This is a genomic window from Sphaerisporangium dianthi (genome assembly GCF_042654065.1).
GTDB classification, from domain to species: Bacteria; Actinomycetota; Actinomycetes; order Streptosporangiales; family Streptosporangiaceae; genus Sphaerisporangium; species Sphaerisporangium dianthi.
This window is the reverse complement of sequence record NZ_JBHSFP010000001.1, coordinates 697,123-718,133: the sequence shown is the minus strand read 5'-3', so window position 1 is coordinate 718,133 and position 21,011 is coordinate 697,123. Positions and strand designations below refer to the sequence as shown.

15 protein-coding genes and 1 rRNA gene are annotated in these 21,011 nt (G+C 71.1%); 8 read left to right on the top strand and 8 right to left on the bottom strand.

Annotated elements, in window-relative coordinates:
- A 5S ribosomal RNA gene (gene rrf, locus ACFO60_RS03000) occupies nucleotides 1-111 on the top strand; the annotation flags it as partial.
- A gap of 562 nt (nucleotides 112-673) precedes the next feature.
- Here the strand turns inward: rrf and ACFO60_RS02995 are convergent.
- From ACFO60_RS02995 to ACFO60_RS02985, 3 genes are all read right to left on the bottom strand, one after another.
- Nucleotides 674-2,197 (bottom strand): phosphodiester glycosidase family protein, encoded by a 1,524-nt coding sequence (locus ACFO60_RS02995; RefSeq protein WP_380836404.1) that lies wholly within the window; start codon nucleotides 2,195-2,197, stop codon nucleotides 674-676.
- Between the two features lie 134 nt (nucleotides 2,198-2,331).
- Entirely contained in the window at nucleotides 2,332-3,945 is a 1,614-nt protein-coding gene (locus ACFO60_RS02990) for a PucR family transcriptional regulator (RefSeq protein WP_380836402.1), read from the bottom strand.
- A 244-nt stretch (nucleotides 3,946-4,189) separates the two neighbouring features.
- A complete protein-coding gene (locus ACFO60_RS02985) occupies nucleotides 4,190-4,924 on the bottom strand; it encodes a TetR/AcrR family transcriptional regulator C-terminal domain-containing protein (RefSeq protein ID WP_380836401.1) in 735 nt (244 codons plus the stop codon).
- Between the two features lie 73 nt (nucleotides 4,925-4,997).
- Between ACFO60_RS02985 and ACFO60_RS02980 the strand changes: the two genes are divergently transcribed.
- The 5 genes from ACFO60_RS02980 (at nucleotide 4,998) to ACFO60_RS02960 (ending at nucleotide 12,702) form a co-directional block, all read left to right on the top strand.
- Nucleotides 4,998-6,521 carry an MFS transporter gene (locus tag ACFO60_RS02980; RefSeq protein WP_380836399.1) on the top strand — a complete coding sequence of 508 codons (1,524 nt, stop codon included), beginning with the start codon at nucleotides 4,998-5,000 and terminating at the stop codon, nucleotides 6,519-6,521.
- A 314-nt stretch (nucleotides 6,522-6,835) separates the two neighbouring features.
- Nucleotides 6,836-8,134 carry an aspartate aminotransferase family protein gene (locus tag ACFO60_RS02975; RefSeq protein ID WP_380836397.1) on the top strand — a complete coding sequence of 433 codons (1,299 nt, stop codon included), beginning with the start codon at nucleotides 6,836-6,838 and terminating at the stop codon, nucleotides 8,132-8,134.
- Nucleotides 8,135-8,202: 68 nt separating this feature from the next.
- A complete protein-coding gene (locus ACFO60_RS02970) occupies nucleotides 8,203-9,711 on the top strand; it encodes a CoA-acylating methylmalonate-semialdehyde dehydrogenase (RefSeq protein ID WP_380836461.1) in 1,509 nt (502 codons plus the stop codon).
- Between the two features lie 63 nt (nucleotides 9,712-9,774).
- Nucleotides 9,775-11,055: an extracellular solute-binding protein gene (locus ACFO60_RS02965; RefSeq protein WP_380836458.1), complete on the top strand. Its 1,281-nt coding sequence runs from the start codon at nucleotides 9,775-9,777 to the stop codon at nucleotides 11,053-11,055.
- A gap of 309 nt (nucleotides 11,056-11,364) precedes the next feature.
- On the top strand, nucleotides 11,365-12,702 hold the full coding sequence (locus tag ACFO60_RS02960) for a saccharopine dehydrogenase family protein (RefSeq protein ID WP_380836396.1): 1,338 nt from the start codon (nucleotides 11,365-11,367) through the stop codon (nucleotides 12,700-12,702).
- An 18-nt stretch (nucleotides 12,703-12,720) separates the two neighbouring features.
- Here the strand turns inward: ACFO60_RS02960 and ACFO60_RS02955 are convergent, their stop codons facing one another.
- Nucleotides 12,721-12,969, bottom strand: a complete 249-nt coding sequence (locus tag ACFO60_RS02955) for a hypothetical protein (RefSeq protein ID WP_380836395.1) — start codon at nucleotides 12,967-12,969, stop codon at nucleotides 12,721-12,723.
- Nucleotides 12,970-13,137: 168 nt separating this feature from the next.
- Nucleotides 13,138-14,535, bottom strand: coding sequence for a 4-aminobutyrate--2-oxoglutarate transaminase (gabT, locus tag ACFO60_RS02950; protein ID WP_380836393.1), 1,398 nt, complete (start codon nucleotides 14,533-14,535; stop codon nucleotides 13,138-13,140).
- Between the two features lie 107 nt (nucleotides 14,536-14,642).
- Between gabT and ACFO60_RS02945 the strand changes: the two genes are divergently transcribed.
- Nucleotides 14,643-16,118, top strand: a complete 1,476-nt coding sequence (locus ACFO60_RS02945) for a PucR family transcriptional regulator (RefSeq protein WP_380836391.1) — start codon at nucleotides 14,643-14,645, stop codon at nucleotides 16,116-16,118.
- A 14-nt stretch (nucleotides 16,119-16,132) separates the two neighbouring features.
- Here the strand turns inward: ACFO60_RS02945 and ACFO60_RS02940 are convergent, their stop codons facing one another.
- Nucleotides 16,133-16,777, bottom strand: coding sequence for a TetR/AcrR family transcriptional regulator (locus tag ACFO60_RS02940; RefSeq protein WP_380836389.1), 645 nt, complete (start codon nucleotides 16,775-16,777; stop codon nucleotides 16,133-16,135).
- 226 nt (nucleotides 16,778-17,003) lie between these two features.
- On the opposite strand from ACFO60_RS02940, the gene ACFO60_RS02935 reads away from it, so the two are divergent.
- Entirely contained in the window at nucleotides 17,004-18,431 is a 1,428-nt protein-coding gene (locus ACFO60_RS02935) for an aldehyde dehydrogenase family protein (RefSeq protein WP_380836388.1), read from the top strand.
- A gap of 37 nt (nucleotides 18,432-18,468) precedes the next feature.
- On the opposite strand, the gene ACFO60_RS02930 is transcribed toward ACFO60_RS02935, so the two are convergent.
- Together ACFO60_RS02930 and ACFO60_RS02925 are read right to left on the bottom strand one after the other, a co-directional pair.
- Nucleotides 18,469-19,635, bottom strand: coding sequence for a trypsin-like serine peptidase (locus ACFO60_RS02930; RefSeq protein ID WP_380836386.1), 1,167 nt, complete (start codon nucleotides 19,633-19,635; stop codon nucleotides 18,469-18,471).
- Nucleotides 19,636-19,686: 51 nt separating this feature from the next.
- Nucleotides 19,687-20,829 (bottom strand): trypsin-like serine peptidase, encoded by a 1,143-nt coding sequence (locus ACFO60_RS02925; RefSeq protein WP_380836384.1) that lies wholly within the window; start codon nucleotides 20,827-20,829, stop codon nucleotides 19,687-19,689.
- Between the last annotated feature and the right edge of the window lie 182 nt (nucleotides 20,830-21,011).

The window sequence follows — 21,011 nt, the reverse complement described above, 5'->3', positions numbered from 1 at the left end:
GGTCATAGCGGAAGGGAAACACCCGGTTACATTCCGAACCCGGAAGTTAAGCTTTCCAGCGCCGATGGTACTGCACCGGGGACGGTGTGGGAGAGTAGGACACCGCCGGACAAAATTTTATAGGTAGTTGTGTGCAGGTGAGCCATCCACGGTGTGGGTGGCTTTCCTGCGTTTACCGGCCTTTCTTCGCTTGGCTTCACGCCTGATTGAGGGCTCGATGTCCAACGTGATGCCCAGATCGCTTCATGGCTGCTCAGTGTGTGGCGCTGGAGAAGGAGATGGGCGTGCCTCCCTCCTCCTGGCGGGAGCGGCAGGCGCCGGACTGCGAGGGCGTATCCGTCTCGGATGAGGGCCAGGAGTCCTGCTCCATGCCGAATCGCGCGTCGCCCGGCTTCGACCGCCGCTGGGGGCCCGCTCACCTCGACATGTGCCACGTGCTGCCGGCCGAACGGTGGAGACGCCGGATCCGCCGAGCGGTTTGACGATCTTCTCGGCCGCAGGGGTTCGCCCGGAGATTCAGCGATGCGGCAATGGGTTCCCCTTGCCGTGTGCGAACGGTCTCAGCGGTTTCCGCTCACTGGTCAAGGGACGAGGAGATGGTTGCCTCTAGCCGTGCGGTTCCCGTTCACCGGTCAGGGGATTTCGAACGTTTTCAGCGGTTCCCGTCCACTGGTCAGGGGACGAGGAGGAGGGCGTCGCCCACGCCGCGCTCGGAGCCGTCGGAGGGGTGGTTGACGACCTTGCCCTTGACGACCATCGCGCTCGAACCTCCGCCGTCGAGGTTGATGGCCTGGCGGGCGCCGAGCCAGAGCATCAGGTGCGCGGCCTCGACCATCGAGGCTCCGACGGTGACGCCCGGCTTGCGGCCGTCAACCACGGCGAGGATGAGCTGACCCGACTTGGTGACGCCCGCGAGTGTACGAGGGTGGCGGCGCAGGATCATGTTCACGTTCGCGTGACCGTCGGCCTGGGCGGTGACGTGCTCGCGGCCGTTGCGGACGAGGCCGACACCGCCGCCGATGATGTTCGTCTCGGGTGTGAGCGGGACGGACTTGCCGGAGCGCATGTCGGTGACCTTAGTGGTGATCTTCAGGCTCCAGCTTTCCCAGGCGTGGGACCAGATCCAGTCGGCCATGATGCCGGTGCCGTGCAGAACGCTGGTGCCGGCGGCCACCTTGCCGCCCGCGGGGCGCAGTTCGAGGACCTGGCCCTTGGCGTCGAGAACCGCTTCGGCGCCTTCGTCGGCGGGGGTCTTCTCGCCGAACTCCTCGGTGTAGAGCACCAGCTCGTCCGGCGCGGCGACGCGGTTGACGCCGTTGACGACCATTTTCTCGCCGTCGGCGGAAGTGGCCGTGACGGTGGTCGCGACTTCGGAGATGCGGGCGCTGTGCCCCTTCAGGATGAGGGCGCTGCGGCCGAGGACGGCCTCGCTCAGCAGGCGGCCGTTCACGACGGAGATGCCGACGGGTTCGCCTCGGAGGTTCTTCGCGGTGTGGATGTTGAAGAAGCCGCCGTTGACCGCGGCGACCGCGCCCGCCTTCTTGGCCATCGAAGACGTGGTCTCGCGCTTGGCGACGCTCGTCCCGATGCTGGCGCGGTAGGAGCCGGTGAACGCTCGGGGGTCGATGGTGAGGACGCGCATGTCCCAGGGGCCGGTGGTCTGGAAACCGTCGTCGCCGAGGAAGTCGACCTTCGCCTTGACGCCGGATCCGCCGAGCTGTTTGACGATCTTCTCGGCCTCGGACCGCTCGTCGAGCTTCCACATGCCGACGCGCACCATGTAGCTGACGTTCGCCGGGAAGTCCGCGACGGCCGGTCGGGTGAATTCCTGGATGCCCGCGGGGAGTCCCGCGGCCTGCACCGCCTGAGCGGCGGTTTCGGCCTGTTCGCGCGTGCCGTAGTCCTTGCCGCTCATGAGCACCGACACCGTGTATCCGTCGGTCGGCTTCCCGTGGACGACGGTGAACAGGTCGATGCCCTTCGCGACCGCCTTCTGCTTCTGGGCCGCCTTTCCCGGCTGCCCCAGAGGGAAATTCGACGCCGGAAGCCCTGACCGGGCGGGTGTGGCCGCCGCCCCCGCCAACGGTTTCGTCAGTGCCGGCCGCGCGTTCTTCGTCGACTCCGCCGTCGCCGGTGACGGGACCGCGACAGCGGCGAAGGACAGAGCGGCAAGTCCGGCGACGAGACGACGTGGCATCAAGGGCTCCCGTGGGTGATCTGATCCTCAATGCACCATCGTCTTTGCTGTGGATCGTCAAGTACGGGTAAACACGCCAACGTCTACGAGAATGTGACCCGCTGTCGCCGCGGCGATGGTCGTGCGTGCGGCGGTCAGCGGATCTCTCTGCGGAAGGACTCCAGCGCCAGAAGGGCGACGTGGAGGGACAGGCAGGAGTCGACGTCGTCGAGGTCGGTGTCCAGGACGCGTTCGAGGCGCCGGAGCCGGTCGTAGAACGCGGGCCTGGACAGGTGTGCTCGCTGCGCCGCGACGGCCTTGTTGCGTCCGGCGTCCAGGTAGATGCGCAGGATGCCCGTCAGGTCGCCGCCCCGGTGGGCGTCGTGGGCGAGCAGCGGGCCGAGCTCGCGTTCGGCGAAGGTCTGCAGCCGAGCGTCGTCCCGCAGCAGGTGGAGCAGGCCACGAAGGCGCAGGTCGGGCAGGCGGTAGAACGGGCGGCGGTCGGGCTGGCGCGCGGCCGCCTCGGCGACCTGCTCGGCCTCGAGGAAGCTGCGCCGCACCTCTTTGACCGACTCGACGACCGAGCCGGCGGCAAGGACGAACGGGATGGTGAAGGTCGTCCGGAGCCGTTCGGCCAGGGTGGTGAGCGCGCCTTCGGCGAGCGTGCGCGGGGGCAGCGGCAGCAGGACTCCGACGCGGTTCTGATCGAGCGCGCCGACGAGGGCGGGCAGCTTGGCGTCCCGGCAGGCGGCCGCCGCGGCCTCGGCCAGCTCGCCCAGCTTGGCCTGCAGGTTGAGCACGGTCTCGGCCGGCGGCTCGGCGAGACGGAGCACGACGCTGATGAGCTTGCGACCGGTGAGCGGGACGCCGACCGCGCGTGCGCGTGCCGCGGCATCCTCAGGGTCGGCGTACGCGTGGGTCAGGATGCCCGCGATGATCGTGCCGTGTGCCTGGCGCTCCAGACTCTCCTGGTGGCGCTCCAGCAGCCGCCCGAGGGCGAGCGTGGTCGCGGCACGTTCGGCGAGGACGATGTCACGCGGGCTCGGCGGCGACTCGCAGAGCATGATGAGCCGCCCCCAGTCGTGGCCGCGCGCGCCGACCATCGTGACCAGCCAGCCCGACGAGGGGTCGTAGGCTGTGCGTTCGCGCGGGGCCACGGCGCGCGACCGGGCCTCCCAGTTGGCGAGCAGGATGCCGGTGTCGCGCCCGGCGGACTCGCAGGCGAGGACCTGGTGGGCGAGGTTCTCCAGCATCGCGGGCCGGGCCGAGAGGCGGGAGACCTGGGCCAGCACGTCGGCGGGGGAGGCGCCTTCGACCGACAGCTCGGTGAACACCTCGTGCAGTTGCTCGGAGGCGCGCAGCTCTTCGAGCTGGATGTCGATGATGCGGGCGTGCACCGACTCGGTGATCTGCACGAACGGCGTCTCGCGCGCGAGGGTGACGAGCGGCAGCCCGTGGGTCTCCGCGGCGTCCACGACGGCGCGGGGCAGCTCGCCGATGAACCTGCGCCCGAGCTCGACGATCAGGCCGGAGGCGCCCACGCTCGTCAGGTCGGCGATGTACTGGGCGAGTTTGCCCGCCTCGTCGGGCAGGGCGACGCCCGTGGTGAGGATGAGCTCGCCGCCGCGCAGCAGATGGGCGATGTCGCTGACCTCGCCGACGTGGACCCAGCGCACGCGCGTGTCCAGCCGGTCGGACCCCGCCACCACGCGCGGGTTGCCTCGGCGGACGGCGTCCAGGGCGAGGACGTCGGCCAAGGTCGGTAGCATATTTCCGAGCCTAGCCGATCACGGTGTAATAGCGGCCGTTCGCTAACTGACATACGGTCTGACCGTTATGCGGTGATCGCCGTGGATGGCAGCCGATGTCCTGTCCAGCGTCCTAAGTCCCCGCCCTCCAGGAGACCCCCTCGCCGGCTCGCTTGGATGCCGGCGCCTGGATGCCGGGCGGCGTCGGACACGGGTCGACCGGATGCGGGCCGGTCGGTTGAGGGCCCGCGGGAGGCTGGGTCGGTCAGGTTTGGCGAAGGCGGAGCGCCAGGCCGTCCAGGAGGGCGGAGAGTCCGTAGTCGAAGCTGAGACGGCGCATCTGCGTGATGTCGAGGTCGTGGAGGCTGTCGTAGCGGGCGAGCAGTTCAGGATGCTCGGCGCCGGCGACGTGGAGCTGGGCGCTCATGTCGGCCACCCACTCGGCCTGGTCGGCGCCGGCGCGGCCGACGGTGTTGACCCAGATGGCCTCGGGTGTGGTCGCGCCCAGGGTGTAGGAGACGATCGAGCTGACGGCGAAGTCGAGGGTCACGCCGGTGAAGCCGCCGAGCTCGAAGGCGGTGGACAGCGTGGAGACCGCATTGAGCGCGTTGGGCCCGATGCTCGGCATGGAGCCGATGAGCGTGACCGACCACGGGTGCTGGAGCACCGCGTGGCGCATCCCGTAGGCGAACGCCGCCCCGGTGTCGTGCCAGCCGGCCGTGGCGGCGTCGGGAAGGCGCACCTCGGCGTATATCTCGTCCAACGCCAGTTCGAGCAGCTGATCTTTGTTGGAGACGTGCCAGTAGATGCTGGTCGCGCCGGAGCCGAGGCGTGAGCCGAGCTTGCGCATGCTGAGGGCGTCGAGGCCCTCGGCGTCGAGCAGCTCGATCGACGCCTTGACGATCTGCTCGCGGCTCAGCGCCGGCTGCTCGCGGACGGGCGCGGGTCTTTGCGCGCTCTGACGGGACCAGACCGAGATGAAGCGTTGTTTGGGCGGCACGTGCGCGGACTCCTTCGTTCTCTCCAGGATAATTCTCTCGCACACTGTGCGAGGCGTATCGTACGCTGTGCGAGTGAACTCGAACGGTGTACGAGAAGAGAGTGGACGGACCCCGGCCAAGCATCCGCGCCGCTGGTGGATCCTCGGCGTGCTGTGCGTGAGCCTGCTGGTGCTCGTCGTCGACAACACGGTGCTCAACCTGGCCATCCCGTCGCTCATCCGCGACCTCGGCGCGAGTCCCGCGGACGTCCAGTGGATCATCGACGCCTACGTCCTGGCCTTCGCCGGCCTGCTGCTGACCGCGGGCAGCCTGTCCGACCGGTACGGCCGCCGGCGATTCCTGATCATCGGCCTGGTGGCGTTCGGCGTGGCCTCACTGATCGCGACGCTCGTGCAGGAGCCGTGGCAGCTCATCGGCGCCCGCGCGCTGATGGGCGTGGGCGGGTCGTTCCTGATGCCCAGCACGCTGTCCATCCTGATCACGGTCTTCGACGAGTCCGAGCGCCGCAAGGCGTTCGCGGCCTGGAGCGCCGTCGCCATGGTGGGCGTGATCGCCGGTCCGACGCTCGGCGGGTTCCTGCTGGAGCACTACTGGTGGGGTTCGGTGTTCCTGCTGAACGTGCCGATCGCCGCCGTCGCCGTCGTCGCCGCGGTGCTGCTGATGCCCGAGTCCCGCGCGAAGGCCCGCCGTACGGACCCGGCCGGCGCGCTGCTGTCGACGATCGGCATGACCGCGCTGGTGTACGTGGTGATCGCGGCGCCCCGTGACGGCTGGGGCTCGACCGGATCGGTGACCGCGATCGCGGTCGCCGTCGTGGCGCTCGGCGCGTTCGTGGTCTGGGAGCGCAGGACGGACCATCCGATGCTGCCGCTGACCCTGTTCCGCGACCGCGACTTCAGCGGGTCGTCGTTCTCCATCGTGCTGATGTCCTTCGGCACCGGCGCGCTCCTGCTCATGCTCACGCAGTACCTGCAGTTCGTCCTGTCCTACGGGCCCATGAAGGCCGGTCTGGCGCTCCTGCCGTACGCGGTGGCGGCGGCGATCTTCAACGGAGTGGGCGCCGGGCTGGGGCAGCGGGTGAGCAACCGCGTGCTGATCGCCGGAGGCATGGCCGTGATGGCGGGCGGCTTCGCGGTGCTCGGCATGATCGGCCCGGCCGACGGCTACGGCAAGCTGATCGCCGGCCTGCTGGTCATGGGCATCGGCGGCGGCCTCGCGGGTCCGGCGGCGTACGCGACGCTGATGGGCGCGGTGCCGCCGGAGTACGCGGGGGCCGGTTCGGCGTTGAACGACACCGTCCAGCAGGTCGGCATGGCGCTCAGCGTGGCGATCCTCGGCAGCGTGCTCGCCGGCGTCTACACCGCGCGCATGCCCGACGCCGCGCCGGACGCGGCCCGCGACTCGATCGGCGCGGCGCTGCAGATGGGCGACGCGGGGCTGGCGAGCACGGCCAGGGAGGCGTTCGTGTCCGCGATGTCGTTCGGCTCGTGGGTCGGGGTCGCCTTCACCCTGGCGGCCGCCGCGCTGGCCTTCACCGTCCTGCGCCCGGGCCGCCCCGCGCCCGTGGCCCAGCCCGAGCCGGAGAAGGTCGCATGAGGCCGAGAAGTGCGCCCGCAACGGAGAAGGCCGTTTGAGCGCACACGGCCACCTGATGGTCGCGCCCATGCGGTCACACGCGTGGGCGGGACCTCTGTCCGTCGAACCGTCACGTCCTCCCGTCACGTCAAGCGTGAGGTCCGAAGCGTGAGGTCCAAGCGTGGCATCCGTACGATCAAGGTTTAATGTCCGGACATTAAGTTCACCTGAGTGCACGACATTTTAGCCTGGCACTAGCAGCATGTAAGGTGATTTCGAGGTACGCCGACACCTTGGAGGTGGGAGCGATGGCCTCGAATGGACATAATCGGTTTATGTCCGACCTGCTTCCGCGCCATCGTGCGGTCATGCCCAACTGGTTGTCCCTCTACTACGACGAGCCCATCGAGATCGTTCGAGGGAAGGGCAACCGCGTCGTCGACGCCGAAGGCCACAGCTACCTCGACTTCTTCGCCGGCATCCTGACCAACATGATCGGGTACGACGTCCCGGAGGTCCGTGACGCGGTCGAGCGCCAGCTCGCCACGGGAGTCGTGCACACCAGCACCGTCTACCTCCTGCGCGCCCAGGTCGAGCTCGCCGAGAAGATCGCCAGGCTGTCGGGCATCGAGAACGCCAAGGTCTTCTTCACCAACTCCGGCACCGAGGCGAACGAGACGGCTCTGCTGCTCGCGACCTACGCCCGCAGGTCCGACCAGGTGCTGGCCATGCGCCAGAGCTACCACGGCCGCAGCTTCGGGGCCATCTCGGTCACCAGCAACCGCAGCTGGAAGAACAACTCGCTGTCGCCGCTGAACGTCCACTTCCTGCACGGCGCCGACCGCCACCTGACTCAGTTCCGCGGCCTGTCCGACGCCGACTACATCGCGGCCTGCGTCGACGACCTGCGGCACGTGCTCGCCACCGCGGTATCGAACGACGTCGCCGCGCTCATCGCCGAGCCGATCCAGGGCGTCGGCGGTTTCACCATGGCGCCCGACGGGCTGTTCAAGGCGTACAAAGAGGTGCTGGACGAGGAGGGCATCCTCTTCATCTCCGACGAGGTGCAGACCGGGTGGGGCCGCACCGGCTCGGCCTTCTTCGGCATCCAGGGCCACGGCGTCACACCGGACATGATGACCTTCGCCAAGGGGCTCGGAAACGGCTTCGCGGTCGGCGGCGTGGTCGCGCGCGGCGACCTGATGGACGCGCCGCACGCCATCGGCCTCGCCACCTTCGGCGGCAACCCGATCTCCATGGCGGCGGCCAACGCCACCCTCGACTACGTCCTGGATCACGACCTGCAGACACGCGCCGCCACCACCGGCGCCATCCTCATCGACGGGCTGCGCGCCGCCAAGGGCCGGCTGCCGATCGTCGGCGACGTCCGGGGCAAGGGCCTGATGTTCGCCCTGGAGCTGGTCGACCCGGGCACCGGCGCGCCCTCACCGGCGCTGGCCGCCCGGTTCATGGAGGAGACCAAGAAGCTCGGCCTGCTGGCCGGCAAGGGCGGCCTGTACGGCAACGTGCTGCGCATGGCGCCGCCGCTGACACTCAGCGAGGAAGAGGCGCGCGAGGGGCTGGGCATCATCCTCACCGCGCTGGAGACGATCAACGGGGAGACGGGCAAGTGAACGACGGGCCGGTGCGGGGACCGCTCGACCAGCGACCGCGGGACGACGAGGCGACCCAGGCGGAGGCGGTGAGACGGATCACCCACTGGATCGGCGGCGCGGCGGCGCCGGGCGGCTCCGGCAGGCAGGGCGAGGTCTTCAACCCGGCCACCGGCGAGGTGAGCGCCCGGGTCGACCTGGCCGGTCCGGCGGACGTCGACGCGGCGGTGGCCGCCGCGGCGGCCGCCTTCCCCGCCTGGCGGGACACCTCGCTGGTGAAGCGGGCGCAGATCCTCTTCCGGTTCCGCGAGTTGTCGCACGCCCACCGCGACGAGATGGCGGCGCTGATCAGCGCCGAGCACGGCAAGGTGCGCTCCGACGCGCTCGGCGAGGTGACCAGGGGCCTTGAGGTCGTGGAGTTCGCGTGCGGCATCCCGCACCTGCTCAAGGGCGGCTTCTCGGAGAACGTCTCGACCAGCGTGGACTCGTTCTCGATCAGGCAGCCGCTGGGCGTCGCCGCCGGGATCACCCCGTTCAACTTCCCGGCGATGGTGCCCATGTGGATGCACCCCATCGCCATCGCCTGCGGGAACACCTTCGTGCTGAAGCCCTCCGAGCGCGACCCGTCGGCATCGCTGCTGATGGCGTCCCTGTGGAAGCAGGCCGGGCTGCCCGACGGGGTGTTCAACGTCGTCCAGGGCGACAAGGCGGCGGTCGACCGGCTGCTGGAGCACCCGGACGTGCGGGCCGTCTCCTTCGTCGGGTCCACGCCGATCGCCCGGTACGTCTATGAGACGGGCACCCGGCACGGCAAGCGGGTGCAGGCGCTCGGCGGCGCCAAGAACCACATGCTGGTGCTGCCGGACGCCGACCTCGACCTGGTCGCCGACGCGGCGGTGAACGCCGGCTTCGGCTCGGCGGGCGAGCGGTGCATGGCGATCTCGGTGGTGCTCGCCGTGGACCCGGTCGGCGACGAGCTGGTCGCCAAGATCGTCGAGCGGATGAGCGGGCTCACCATCGGCCCCGGCGACGACCCGGACGCCGACATGGGCCCGCTGGTCACCGAGGCGCACCGCGACAAGGTGGCCTCCTACCTGGACGCCGCGCTCGCCGAAGGGGCCAAGCTGGTCGTCGACGGGCGGGAGACGCCGATCAAGGGCGGAGCGACCGCCGCGCGGACGCCCGGCTTCTGGCTCGGCCCGACGCTGATCGATCACGTCACGCCGGGCTCCGCCGTGCACCGCGACGAGATCTTCGGGCCGGTGCTGTCGGTGATCAGGGTTCCCTCCTACGAGGAGGGGCTGCGCATCATCAACGGCACCGAGTACGGCAACGGCACGGCCGTCTTCACCAACGACGGCGGCGCGGCGCGGCGCTTCCAGAACGAGGTGGAGGTCGGCATGATCGGCATCAACGTGCCGATCCCCGTGCCGATGGCCTTCTACAGCTTCGGCGGCTGGAAGGCGTCGCTGTTCGGCGACACGCACGTCCACGGCACCGAGGGCGTCCACTTCTACACCCGGGGGAAGGTCGTCACCTCGCGCTGGCTGGACCCGAGCCACGGCGGCGTGAACCTCGGGTTCCCCACCAGCGATTGACGCGCTCCCCGGGCCGGTAGGCTGCCCAGCAGGAAGCGGAGATGGGGGGCGGCCGACGTGAGCATGCGCAGAAGTCGTCGCCGGTCGGCGGCGGCGTTGCTCGCCTCGGCCGCCGTCGCGCTCACCGGGTGCGGCGCGGTGGGGCGCCAGGCGCAGGTGACCTCGGTGACGACGCCCGGCCCATCCGCGTCCGCCTCCGGCTTCGCGTCCCCCGCCGGGACGCCCTCGCCGTCCGCCTCGCCCACTCCGGCGGTCGCGCCCTCGCCGTCCGCCAAGGCCCTCGGGCCGGGGGAGGGGTCGGTCACGGTCATGACCTACCGGGGCTACGCCGAGTACGGCGGCACCAGTGCGAGCTACAACTGGGTGGGGCCGTTCGAGAGCGCCACCGGCTGCCGGGTCAACCTGCGCTTCCCGCAGTCCGACGACCAACTGGACGCGATGACCGAGAGCACCGCGTTCGACGTGGTGTCGGCGCCTCCGCAGATCGGCGGGCGGCTGATCGCCGAGCGGAAGGTCGCCCCGATCACCACCTCGCTCCTGTCGCACTACGACGAGATCCCCCAGTGGCTGCGCACGCAGCGCGCGGTCACGGCCGGCTCGCGCGTGTACGGCGTGCCATATCTGTGGGGGTGGTACACGACGCTGTACGACAGCGGCAGGACGCGTCCGCCGGGGGGCGGCGCGCTGTACTCCGGCCGCGGGCCGGTCACGCTCAAGGACAGCCCGATGACCATCGCCGACGCCGCGCTCGCGCTCAAGCGCGAACGGCCGAAGCTCGGCATCGGCGACCCGTTCAACCTCACCCGGCCCCAGCTGGACGCGGCGACGGCGCTCCTCGGCGAGCGGGGCGGCGAGCGGTCGTACTGGAAGAGGCCGATCCAGGCGCTGCAGCGGCTCGCCGGTGGGTCGGTGGATGCCGCGCGCACCCTGCCCTCCCAGCTGGACGGGCTGCGCAAGGCCGGCCATCCGGTGAAGGCGGTGAAGGGCGAGCCGGTGACCGGCTGGGCGGACTCCTGGATGATCTCCGCGCGGGCCGCGTCGCCGAACTGCGCCTACCGCTGGATCAACTGGGCCTCTTCGAAGGAGTCGCAGCAACAGGCGTCGGTGTGGAACCTGCTGGCACCGGCCAACCCCAAGGCGTGCGCCTTCGAAGGCGAGGGAAGAGCGGCGGACGGTCAGGCCAGGCTGGCGAAGGGCCTCTGCGCGGCGTTCCGGGTCACCGACGACTCCTTTGGGAAGAAGGTCGAGTTCGCCGTTCTCCCGGGAAGCGATTGCACGGACCGGGACGGGGAATGCACTGACTATGCCGAGTGGGCGGCCAGATGGCGCTCGCTTGTGGAATAGACGGGGCGCTGTTCACCGGCACATGAGAAGGACGCGGGTGCGCCCGTTCCCCCGATGGGCGCCACCTGCCGAAGGCGCTCCGGATGCTCCCCCGACACCCGGAGCGCCTTCCTTCGTCCCGCCTCCCGCCGGCGTGCGCGCCCGTGCCGCCGAGTCCGGGCCTGTCTGCCGCATCGGTCGCCTTATCGGCTGAGGGCGGTTCTTCTGGTCGCTCGTATGGGCCGATGGCGACGGAATCCGTGGTGAGGAGACGGGTGGGCGACGGGCAAAACATTGATTGGTCAACCAGTCAGTTGGTATCGTCGCCGCATGCGCATCCTTCTCGTGGGTGCGGGAGGCGTGGGTTCCGCCGTGGTCCCGATCGCCGCCCGCCGTGACTTCTTCGACCACATCGTCGTCGCCGACTATGACCGCTCACGCGCCGAGGCCGTCGTCTCCGAACAGATGGAGGCCGCTGACCGGGCGCCCGAACGGGTGACCGTCCCCGGGCGGGCGGCCTCTGAACGGGTGACCGTCCCTGAACGTCCGGCGACCTCCAGACAGGCGGCCGCCTCAGAACGGGCGGCCGCCTCCGGACGGTTCAGCGCGATCGGGCTGGACGCCTCCGACGAGGCGGCGGTGGAGGCGGCCCTGCGCGAGCACCGCTGCGACGTGCTGTTCAACGCCGTCGACCCCCGGTTCGACATGCCGTTGTTCCGCGCCGCCCTGGCCGCGGGCGCCGACTATCTGGACATGGCGATGTCCCTGTCGCGGCCCCATCCCTCGCGGCCGTACGAGCTGCCCGGCGTCAAGCTCGGAGACGAGCAGTTCGCCATGTCGCCGCGCTGGGAGGCGGAGGGCAGGCTGGCCCTGGTCGGCATGGGCGTCGAGCCGGGTCTGGCCGACGTGTTCGCCAGGTACGCGGCCGACCACCTCTTCGAGAGCATCGACGAGATCGGCATCCGCGACGGCGCCGACCTGGTCGTCGAGGGACCCGGCGGGCAGGAGGCGTTCGCGCCCACCTTCTCGATCTGGACCACGATCGAGGAGTGCCTGAACCCGCCCGTGGTGTGGGAGGACGGCGGCTGGCACACCACCGAGCCGTTCAGCGAGCCCGAGGTGTTCGACTTCCCCGAGGGCATCGGCCCGGTCGAGTGCGTGAACGTCGAGCACGAGGAGGTGCTGCTGGTCCCGCGCTGGGTGAAGGCAGGCCGGGTGACGTTCAAGTACGGTCTCGGCGCCGAGTTCATCGAGGTGCTGCGGACGCTGCACAAGCTCGGCCTGGACTCCACCGAGCCGGTGCGGATCAAGGGCGTGGAGGTCTCCCCGCGCGACGTGGTGGCCGCGTCCCTGCCCGACCCGGCGACCCTGGGCGACCGGATGCGCGGCAAGACCTGCGCGGGCGCCTGGATCAAGGGCGCCGGGAAGGACGGCCGGCCGCGCGAGGTCTACCTCTACCACGTCGTGGACAACGAATGGTCGATGCGGGAGTACGGGTCCCAGGCGGTGGTGTGGCAGACCGCGGTCCAGCCGGTCGTGGCGCTCGAACTGCTCGCGCGCGGCGCCTGGAAGGGACGTGGCGTGCTCGGCCCCGAGGCGTTCGACCCTGTGCCGTTCCTGGACCTGCTCAACGAGTACGGCTCCCCGTGGGGCATGCGCGAGCAGTGAGCCCGGCGCGCCCCGTGGTCAGGGCAGGGCCGCTCTGCGGGGGGAGGGCTTCTGCCGTGGCGCGGGGGTCGCGGGCAGCAGTGCTTGTGCGCAGTCCTCGCAGGCCATGACGGGGGCGTCGTCCGGAAGCCGGCCGACGCGCACCCGGGGTCTCGGCCACTTCTTGTGGCAGACCACGCAGGCGTCCCCTTCGCGCTGCGGGCCGGTCAGATCATGTGGGTCGAACATCAGATCGAGCCGTGCCGCTCCGGTCGGTTCCCAGCTCATCACGCTCCCGTGGATCGAATGGCTCCTACCCGAACCGTTATAACCCCATTACCCACAGTGATCGACTAGGGCGATGTCAAGGACCGGTTAAATCGCCGCCCTCGCCCCGCCCGTTCAATGACAAAAGGGACACCTAGGCAAAAGCCGGGTGCCCCTTTTGTGGTGATCCTAAACGGACGCGATGGCCTTCTCCAGGATGGACAGGCCCTCCTCCAGCAGGGTGTCCGGAATGGAGAGCGGCGGCAGGAAACGCAGGACGTTGCCGTAGGTGCCCGCCGTGAGCACGACCAGCCCTTCCGCGTGGCAGCGCCGGACGATCTCACCGGTGATCGCCGCGTCCGGCTCCTTGGACCCCGGCACGACCAGCTCGATGGCGATCATCGCGCCGCGCCCGCGCACGTCCCCGATGATGTCGAACCGCTCGGCCAGCGCGTGGAGGCGGGGGAGCATGACGGAGCCGATCTGCCGGGCCCGCTCCACCAGGCCGTCGGCCTCGATGGTGTCGAGAACGGCCAGCGCGGCCTCGCAGGCCAGGGGGTTGCCGCCGTAGGTGCCGCCGAGGCCGCCGACGTGGACGGCGTCCAGGAGCTCGGCCCTGCCCGTGACGGCGGCCAGCGGCAGGCCGCCCGCGATGCCCTTGGCCGTGCAGATGACGTCCGGCACGACGCCCTCGTCCTCGCAGGCGAACATCCGGCCGGTGCGGGCGAAGCCGGTCTGCACCTCGTCGGCGATGAACACGATGCCGTTAGCCTTGGCGTACGCGAGCAGGGCGGGCAGGAAGCCCCGGGCGGGCTCGATGAAGCCGCCCTCGCCCTGGATCGGCTCGATCACGATGGCGGCCACGTTCCGCGCGCCGATCTGCTTGTCGATCGCGTCGATCGCCTGGGCCGCGGCCTCCTCGGCGCAGTTCTCCGGGCCGGTGGGCCACCGGAACGGGTAGGCCATCGGCATGCGGTACACCTCGGGGGCGTACGGGCCGAACCCGTGCTTGTAGGGCATGTTCTTCGCGGTGAGCGTCATGGTGAGCAGCGTGCGGCCGTGGTAGCCGTGGTCGAACACGACGACCGCCTGGCGGCCGGTGGCGTGCCTCGCCACCTTGACGGCGTTCTCCACGGCCTCGGCGCCGGAGTTGACCAGGAACGAGCGCTTCTCGTGGTCGCCGGGGGTGAGGGCGTTGAGCCGCTCGCAGACCTCCACGTAGGACTCGTACGGAGTGACCATGAAGCACGTGTGGGTGAAGTCGGCGACCTGCTTGCGCACCCGCTCCACCACGCGCGGCGCGGCGTTGCCCACCGTGGTCACCGCGATGCCCGAGCCGAAGTCGATGAGGGAGTTGCCGTCGGCGTCCACGAGCACGCCGCCGCCCGCGTGGGTCACGAACACCGGCAGCGTGGTGCCGATGCCCGGCGGCACGGCGGACCGCTTGCGCGCGAACATCTCGCGGGACTTCGGGCCGGGGATCTCGGTCACCAGGCGGCGTTCCTGCGGCAGGGTGGGCCCGCCTTGCGTGATGGGCTGGTCGGGGGCCACGCCCGGCTGCTGCTGTACCTCACGCTCGATGCTCATGCCTGTGACGTTACGGCCGTCGCGTCCGAGTGCCGACCTGGCGACATGTCACAATATGTCGATCCGGCTTGTCCAAGTTGTACAACTCGGCTGTCTGAGGGAGTGGCATGGCTCCGACCCTGCGGCGGGTGGTGGCGCTCGCGCCGCTGCGGCTGCGGGTGCGCGCGGGCAAGGACGCGCTGGAACGGCCGGTGCGCTGGGTCGCGGTGAGCGAGCTGGAGGACCCGACCCCCTTCCTGGAAGGCGACGAACTGGTCCTCACCACCGGCATGCGGCTCCAGCCCCGAGACGCGCGAGCCTACGTCTCGCGGCTGGTCGGCCGGGGAGTCGCCGGCCTGGGGTTCGGCGTGGGGCTCGGCCACGAGAGCGTGCCGCCGGAACTGGTCGAGGCCGCCGCCGGCGCCGGGCTCCCGCTGGTCGAGGTGCCGAGGGAGACGCCGTTCATCTCCATCGGCAAGGCCGTCAGCGAGATGCTCGCCGCCGAGCGGTACGAGGAGCTCGGTGACGCCTTCGCCGCCCAGGGAAGGCTGACCCGCGCCGCGCTGCGGGCGGGCGGCATGGCGGCGGTGGTCAGGCGGCTGGCCAAGGAGATCCACGGCTGGGCCGCGCTGTTCGACGAGACGGGAAGCGTCCTGCACGCGGTGGGGGACGGCGCGGACGAGGGCGTCGCCGCGGTGCGGGGCGAGCTCGGCCGCCTGCGCGCCCCCGGCGGCGCGCCCGCCACCCTCGCGCTGTCAGGGCCGCACGAGAACGTGATCGTCCAGCCGCTCGGAGACCAGCGGCGCGTCAGCGGCTTCTTCGCGGTCGGCGCCCGACGGCCCTTCTCGCCCGTCGGGCACACCGTCGTCAACACCGCCGGCTCGCTGCTCGCCCTCTCGATGGAACACCGCCGTGAACGCCTCGCCGCGGTGCGCCGCGTCCGCGCCGCCGTGCTGCGCCTGCTGCTGGCAGGTGAACGTCAGGCCGCCCGCGAGACCCTGGTCGCGCTGCCCGGCGGCCGGGCCGAGGCGGCGTTCATGGAAGGCGGGCCCATCGTGGTGCTTGCCTGCGACCCGGGCGACGCGGAGGAGCTCCAGGACGCCCTGCCGGGGTTCACCGCGCCATGGGACGAACTCGTGATCGCCCTGGTGCCCGAGGCCGCGGCCGGGCCCGTGATCGAGACGGCGGCCCGGGACGGACGCGTCGGGGTGAGCGAGCCGGTGGACCTGTCCTCCCTGGGCACCGGGCTGGACCAGGCGCAGCGCGCCCTCGCCTCGGCCGGACCGGTCATGCGCTTTCCCGACCTCGCGGGGCAAGGGCTGCTCACCCTGGTCGACCCCGGCCTGCTGTCCGGGTTCGCCGCCTCGCTGCTGGCCCCGCTGCGCGAGTACGGCTCGCGCGCCGACCTGGTGGAGTCGCTGCGCGCCTACCTCGCGTGCAACGGCCACTGGGACGCGGCCGCCCAGCGGCTCGGCATCCACCGGCACACGCTGCGTTACCGGATGCGCAGGGTCGCCGAACTGCTCGGCCGTGACCTGGACGACCCCGCCGTGCGCGCGGAGCTCTGGGTCGCCCTCGCGGCCCCCGCCCCGGGCCCGCGCTGAGGCGGGCGGCACGCTCAGTAGGTGACGGGCAGGGTGTCCTTGCGGACCAGATAGCGGCTGATGGCGGCCAGGGTGACCGAGGTGTAGACCAGGTCGTCGCGCAGGTGCCCGGCGCGTTCGAGGCTCACCGCGCCCTGCGCCGCCGCCCACAGGCAGTCGGCGATCTTGCGCGGCTGGGTGGGCACCAGGTAGCCGGCCGCGATGCAGTCGACGATGGCCCGGTCGAGGATGTTCACCGCGGCCCGTGCGAGCGTGCGCGCCCGCTCGCTCGGCTCGAAGCCGGGAATCGCCTTCTCGAACATCACGCTGTAGTAGCCCGGCTCGGCCAGGCACGCCTCGCGGTAGGCCGGACCGAGGGAGGTGAGGTACTCGAGAGGGTCGTTGTGGCGGGGGACGGCCGCGAGCCTGCGGCGGAACCGCTCGAAGCCCTCAAGGTAGAGCGCCTCGGCGAGCCCCTCCTTGTTGCCGAACATGGTGTACACCACCGTGACGGCGCACCCTGCCTCGGCGGCGATGCGCCGCACCGTCAGGCTGTCGGCGCCGCGGGTGACCAGCAGCTCTCCGGCCACCGTGATCAGGCGGGCGCGCAGCTCGTCCTGGGAGCTCTGGCTGCCCGGCTCATAGGCGCCTTGGAGACCGAGCGGCGCAGGCGAACCCATGAGCGACTCAGCCCCTTCTCCCTGCGGGTCCCGCGCGGACCCGCATGTTGACTTAACCATGTGTCGCGACCTTCAAACCGTCATGCGACAGAAACATCCCGAGATTGCGGCATGCTCGTTACAGAACGGGGAAAGAACGTATCTTATGCGGAATGTAGCGGTCCGAGCGGGCACTTGTCCGTACTGGAGTAGCGCCCAGGACCACGGGAAGGCATAGCGTCGGCTTATGGACGTACGCCCCTTCTGGCTCGCCGGGTCGCCCGCGACGGGCGATGACGAGCTCACGGTGACCAATCCCCACGACGGCCGTGTCGTCGGCGTCGGCTCGGTGCCGACCCAGAACCAGGTTGAGCAGGCGGTGGCGGCCGCGCACGCCGTCCGCAAGGAGGCCGCCGCCCTGCCGATCCACGTGCGCGCCGAGGCGCTGGCCCATGTCTCGCGCCGCCTGGCGGAACGCTCGGAGGAGATCGCCCGGCTGATCAGCGCCGAGAACGGCAAGCCGATCTTCTGGGCGCGCGGCGAGGTCGGCCGCGCGGTCTCCACCTTCCGCTTCGCCGCCGAGGAGACCCGGCGCTTCAGCGGCGACGTCCAGCGGCTCGACACCGAGCCGGCCGCGAACGGTCGTCTCGCCTATGTCTCGCGCCAGCCGTACGGGCCGGTGCTGGCCGTCACGCCGTTCAACTTCCCGCTCAACCTGGTGGCTCACAAGGTGGCGCCCGCCATCGCGGCCGGCGCGCCGGTGATCGTCAAGCCGGCGCCGGCGACCCCGCTGTCGGCGCTGCTGCTCGGCGAGATCCTCGCCGAGACCGCCCTGCCGGCGGGCATGTTCTCGATCTTGCCGGTGCCCAACGACCGCGCCGGCGCGCTGGTCGACGACCCGCGCCTGCCGGTGGTGTCGTTCACCGGCTCGGGCCCGGTCGGCTTCGCCATCAAGGACCGGGTGCCGCGCAAGCACGTGACGCTGGAACTCGGAGGGAACGCCGCCGCGGTCGTGCTCGCCGACGCCGACCTCGACTGGGCGGCCACCCGCGTCGCGCTGTTCTCCAATTACCAGGCCGGGCAGAGCTGCATCGCCGTCCAGCGGGTGATCGTCGAGGAGCCGGTGGCCGAGGCGTTCACCGCCAAGCTCGTCGCCGCCGTCGAGAGCCTCGTCGTCGGCGACCCCGCCGACGACAAGACGCAGGTGGGGCCGCTGGTGTCGGTCGAGGCCGCGGAACGGGTCGAGCAGTGGGTGGCCGAGGCGGTCGCCGCGGGCGGCAAGGTGCTCACCGGAGGCGGCAGGGACGGCGCCACCATCGCCCCCACCGTCCTCGCGGAAGTGCCGCGCGACGCCAAGGTCATCCGCGAGGAGGTCTTCGGCCCGGTGCTGGTGATCGAGCCGGTCGGCTCGGTCGACGAGGCGTTCGACGCCGTCAACGACTCCAAGTACGGCCTGCAGGCGGGCGTCTTCACCCGCAGCCTTGAGGTGGCCTTCCGCGCCGGCAAGGAACTGGAGGTCGGCGGTGTGATCATCGGCGACGTGCCGTCCTACCGCGCCGACCAGATGCCCTACGGCGGCCTCAAAGAGTCGGGCATCGGCCGTGAGGGCCTGCGTTCGGCGATGGAGGACTACACCTTCGAGAAGGTCATGGTGCTCACCGGCCTGGCGTTGTGAGCAGGCCGCGTCCTTCGGTGCCCGGTTCGCCGTCACATCAGGCTCTCTGCGCCGCCTCGAACAGCCGGCGGGCCTGGTCGCCGAAATAGGGCCCGTACATGGTGCCGGCGTCGTCGCTGTACTTGAAGCTGCTCACCGAGGTCACCACCCCCTGCCCGGTCGCCGGGTCGAAGGAGCTCAGCCATGGGCCGCCGCTCGACCCGGCGGTGAGGTCGCAGCGCATGCCCTGGTCGCGGGTCTGGCCGTGCGGATCGGCGTGCGTCGCGCCGGAGCAGTAGATCAGATGCTCGCCGTCGTAGGGCGGGTCGGCGGGGAAGCCGAACCCGAACGCCCGCCCGCCGCGCCGCACGCCGAACCCGATCTCCTGGCCTCCGACGATCTGGCCGAGGTGGCGGTCGCCTGAGGGATTCACCGCGACCATGCCGAGGTCGCTGCTGTCGTCGCCCTTGCGCGACCAGGGTTCGGGCACGAGCATCCGCCGGGCGGTGAACACGCCGTAGGGCCTGCTGCCCGACTCGTACCCCGGCACGAATGTCCAGTTCTCGGCCCAGGCTCCCTTGCCGTCCTTGACGCAGTGGCCCGCGGTGAGGACGACGTCCATGTTGCGGCTGCGGATCGCGCCGGCCGAGCAGACGTAGTCGACGCCGCGCATGGTGAGGAACACCCGGCCGGTGGTGCGCGTCACCGCGCCTCCGGCCGACCATCGCGCGGCGCTGGTGTTCACGGTCGGCGTTCGAGCGCCGGCCGCCGAGGACGACGGCGCGCCGGGCACGCCGGGCGCGCCGCCGCGAGCGGGAGGGCCTTCACCGGCCGGCCTCTCGCGGGGCGGATCGGCCGGGTGTGAGGGCGGGGTCGGCCGCGACGGGGCCGCGGGCCGCCCGTGCCCCGGCGGCCGGGCGCCGGCCACGCGCAGCGGCAGCGCGCCGGAGCCCAGCCTGCCGATCTTGGCGACCGCGCCGAGCAGGCCGCCGGGCAGCGCCCGCGCCATGCGGCGGGGCGTCCAGTAGGTCAGAACCCGGCGCTGCTCGGCCCCGGTGAGGGCGGCCACGTGCTGGACCACCCCCGCCGAGGCGGCCTGCCCGGCCGCCTCGGCCGCGTCAGTGTGGATCACCCTCGCCGGGCTCACCTGGCGGTCGGCGGGCGCGGCGCCGGCGGGCCCCGTGACGAGCGACGCGGCGGCGATCAGGGGGAGGATGGGGGTCATGGATCCCGAGTGTGGACTACGCAAGGTCGCCTTGCGGATACTTTCGGTAAATCAGGCGGCGTCCTGGTTCTGCGCCGCGGTGTACACCGCCTGCGCCTCCGGGCCGAAGTACGGGCCGAACATCCAGTACGGGGCGAAGTTGTACTTGAAGCTGTTCACCGAGTTCAGCGTCCCGGCGCCCGTGGACTCGCTGAAGTTGAGGAACCAGCCGCCCCCGCTGGAGCCGCCGGTCATGTCGCAGGTCAGCCCCTGGTCGGTCGAGACCAGGAAGTCGTTGAACACCCTGCCGCCGCAGTAGATCAGCTTGGAGCCGTTGTACGGGCTCGCGGCCGGGTAGCCGAACGCGTACATCTGCCGCCCGCGCGGCTGGTTGAAGGCCACACCCTGGCCGCCGACCACGTCGACGAGGCGCTGTCCGTTCAGCGGGGCGACCACGGCGGCGGCCATGTCGTGGTTCATGTCCTCGCTCGCGTTCCACTGCGGCGTGGTGAGCAGGCTGGTGGCGACCCAGGTGCCGTACGGGCGGCTGCCGGCGTCGTAGCCGGGGACGAACGCCCAGTTGGTGTGGAAGGCGCCGCCGAGCTTCACGCAGTGCCCGGCCGTGATGACGACGCTCTTGTTGGCGCTGGTGACCGCCGTGCCCGAGCAGGAGGCGTTGCGTCCCTGGTAGGTGAAGAACACCCGTCCCTCGGTACGGGTGATCACGCCGTCCGCCGTCCACGGGGCCCCCGACGAGCGGGCCGCCAGCGTGGACGCCGAGGAGGTCGCGGAGGGGGAAGGGGAGGGCGAGGGGGTGGGCGACTCGGGCGCCGCCGAGGGCGCGGGCGTGGCCGGCGCGGTGGGCGCGGCCTGGGTGGGGGAGGCGGTCGGCGCGGCCGGAGTGTCGGCGCGCTTCACGGCGTGCGAGCCGGGGGCAGGCAGGACGACCGTCTTGCCGCCGCCGGGGGTGGCGGTCGTGCGGCCGCCACGCGACCTCACCAGGTCCAGCGGCTTGGCGGCGGCCATCTTGGCGGGGGTCCAGAACTGCTTGACGACCCGCTGCTCCTTGGTGGTGTCGGCCGCGTCGTGGACGGTGGGCCGGGGCGCGGCGGACGGCTTGGCCGCCTCGGCGGTCGAGGCGTTCAGCAGGATTCCCGCCGCCGCCAGGGGGGTGATCGCGAGGATGGGGATGAGACGTCGTGCCGTGCGATGCATGCGGGGTCCTCCATGCGGTGGTCGCGGGAGCCGGGTGGCGGGCCGGCGCGGGGCGCTGGACGCGTGCCCGGCTCCCGCGTGTTCGGGTGCCGTGCTCTGACGCGGGAAGTTAGTGCGGGCGAATACGGCATTTCTCGCTATTCACCGAGACGGGTATGACGGGTTTCGGGCATTGAGCTGCT

Coding starts and splice junctions, on each gene's coding strand:
- ACFO60_RS02995 (WP_380836404.1), bottom strand. CDS start 2,197: ATGCCACGTCGTCTCGTCGCCGGACTTGCCGCTCTGTCCTTCGCCGCT.
- ACFO60_RS02990 (WP_380836402.1), bottom strand. CDS start 3,945: ATGCTACCGACCTTGGCCGACGTCCTCGCCCTGGACGCCGTCCGCCGA.
- ACFO60_RS02975 (WP_380836397.1), top strand. CDS start 6,836: ATGTCCGACCTGCTTCCGCGCCATCGTGCGGTCATGCCCAACTGGTTG.
- ACFO60_RS02965 (WP_380836458.1), top strand. CDS start 9,775: ATGCGCAGAAGTCGTCGCCGGTCGGCGGCGGCGTTGCTCGCCTCGGCC.
- ACFO60_RS02960 (WP_380836396.1), top strand. CDS start 11,365: ATGCGCATCCTTCTCGTGGGTGCGGGAGGCGTGGGTTCCGCCGTGGTC.
- ACFO60_RS02955 (WP_380836395.1), bottom strand. CDS start 12,969: ATGAGCTGGGAACCGACCGGAGCGGCACGGCTCGATCTGATGTTCGAC.
- gabT (WP_380836393.1), bottom strand. CDS start 14,535: ATGAGCATCGAGCGTGAGGTACAGCAGCAGCCGGGCGTGGCCCCCGAC.
- ACFO60_RS02945 (WP_380836391.1), top strand. CDS start 14,643: ATGGCTCCGACCCTGCGGCGGGTGGTGGCGCTCGCGCCGCTGCGGCTG.
- ACFO60_RS02940 (WP_380836389.1), bottom strand. CDS start 16,777: ATGGGTTCGCCTGCGCCGCTCGGTCTCCAAGGCGCCTATGAGCCGGGC.
- ACFO60_RS02935 (WP_380836388.1), top strand. CDS start 17,004: ATGGACGTACGCCCCTTCTGGCTCGCCGGGTCGCCCGCGACGGGCGAT.
- ACFO60_RS02930 (WP_380836386.1), bottom strand. CDS start 19,635: ATGACCCCCATCCTCCCCCTGATCGCCGCCGCGTCGCTCGTCACGGGG.
- ACFO60_RS02925 (WP_380836384.1), bottom strand. CDS start 20,829: ATGCATCGCACGGCACGACGTCTCATCCCCATCCTCGCGATCACCCCC.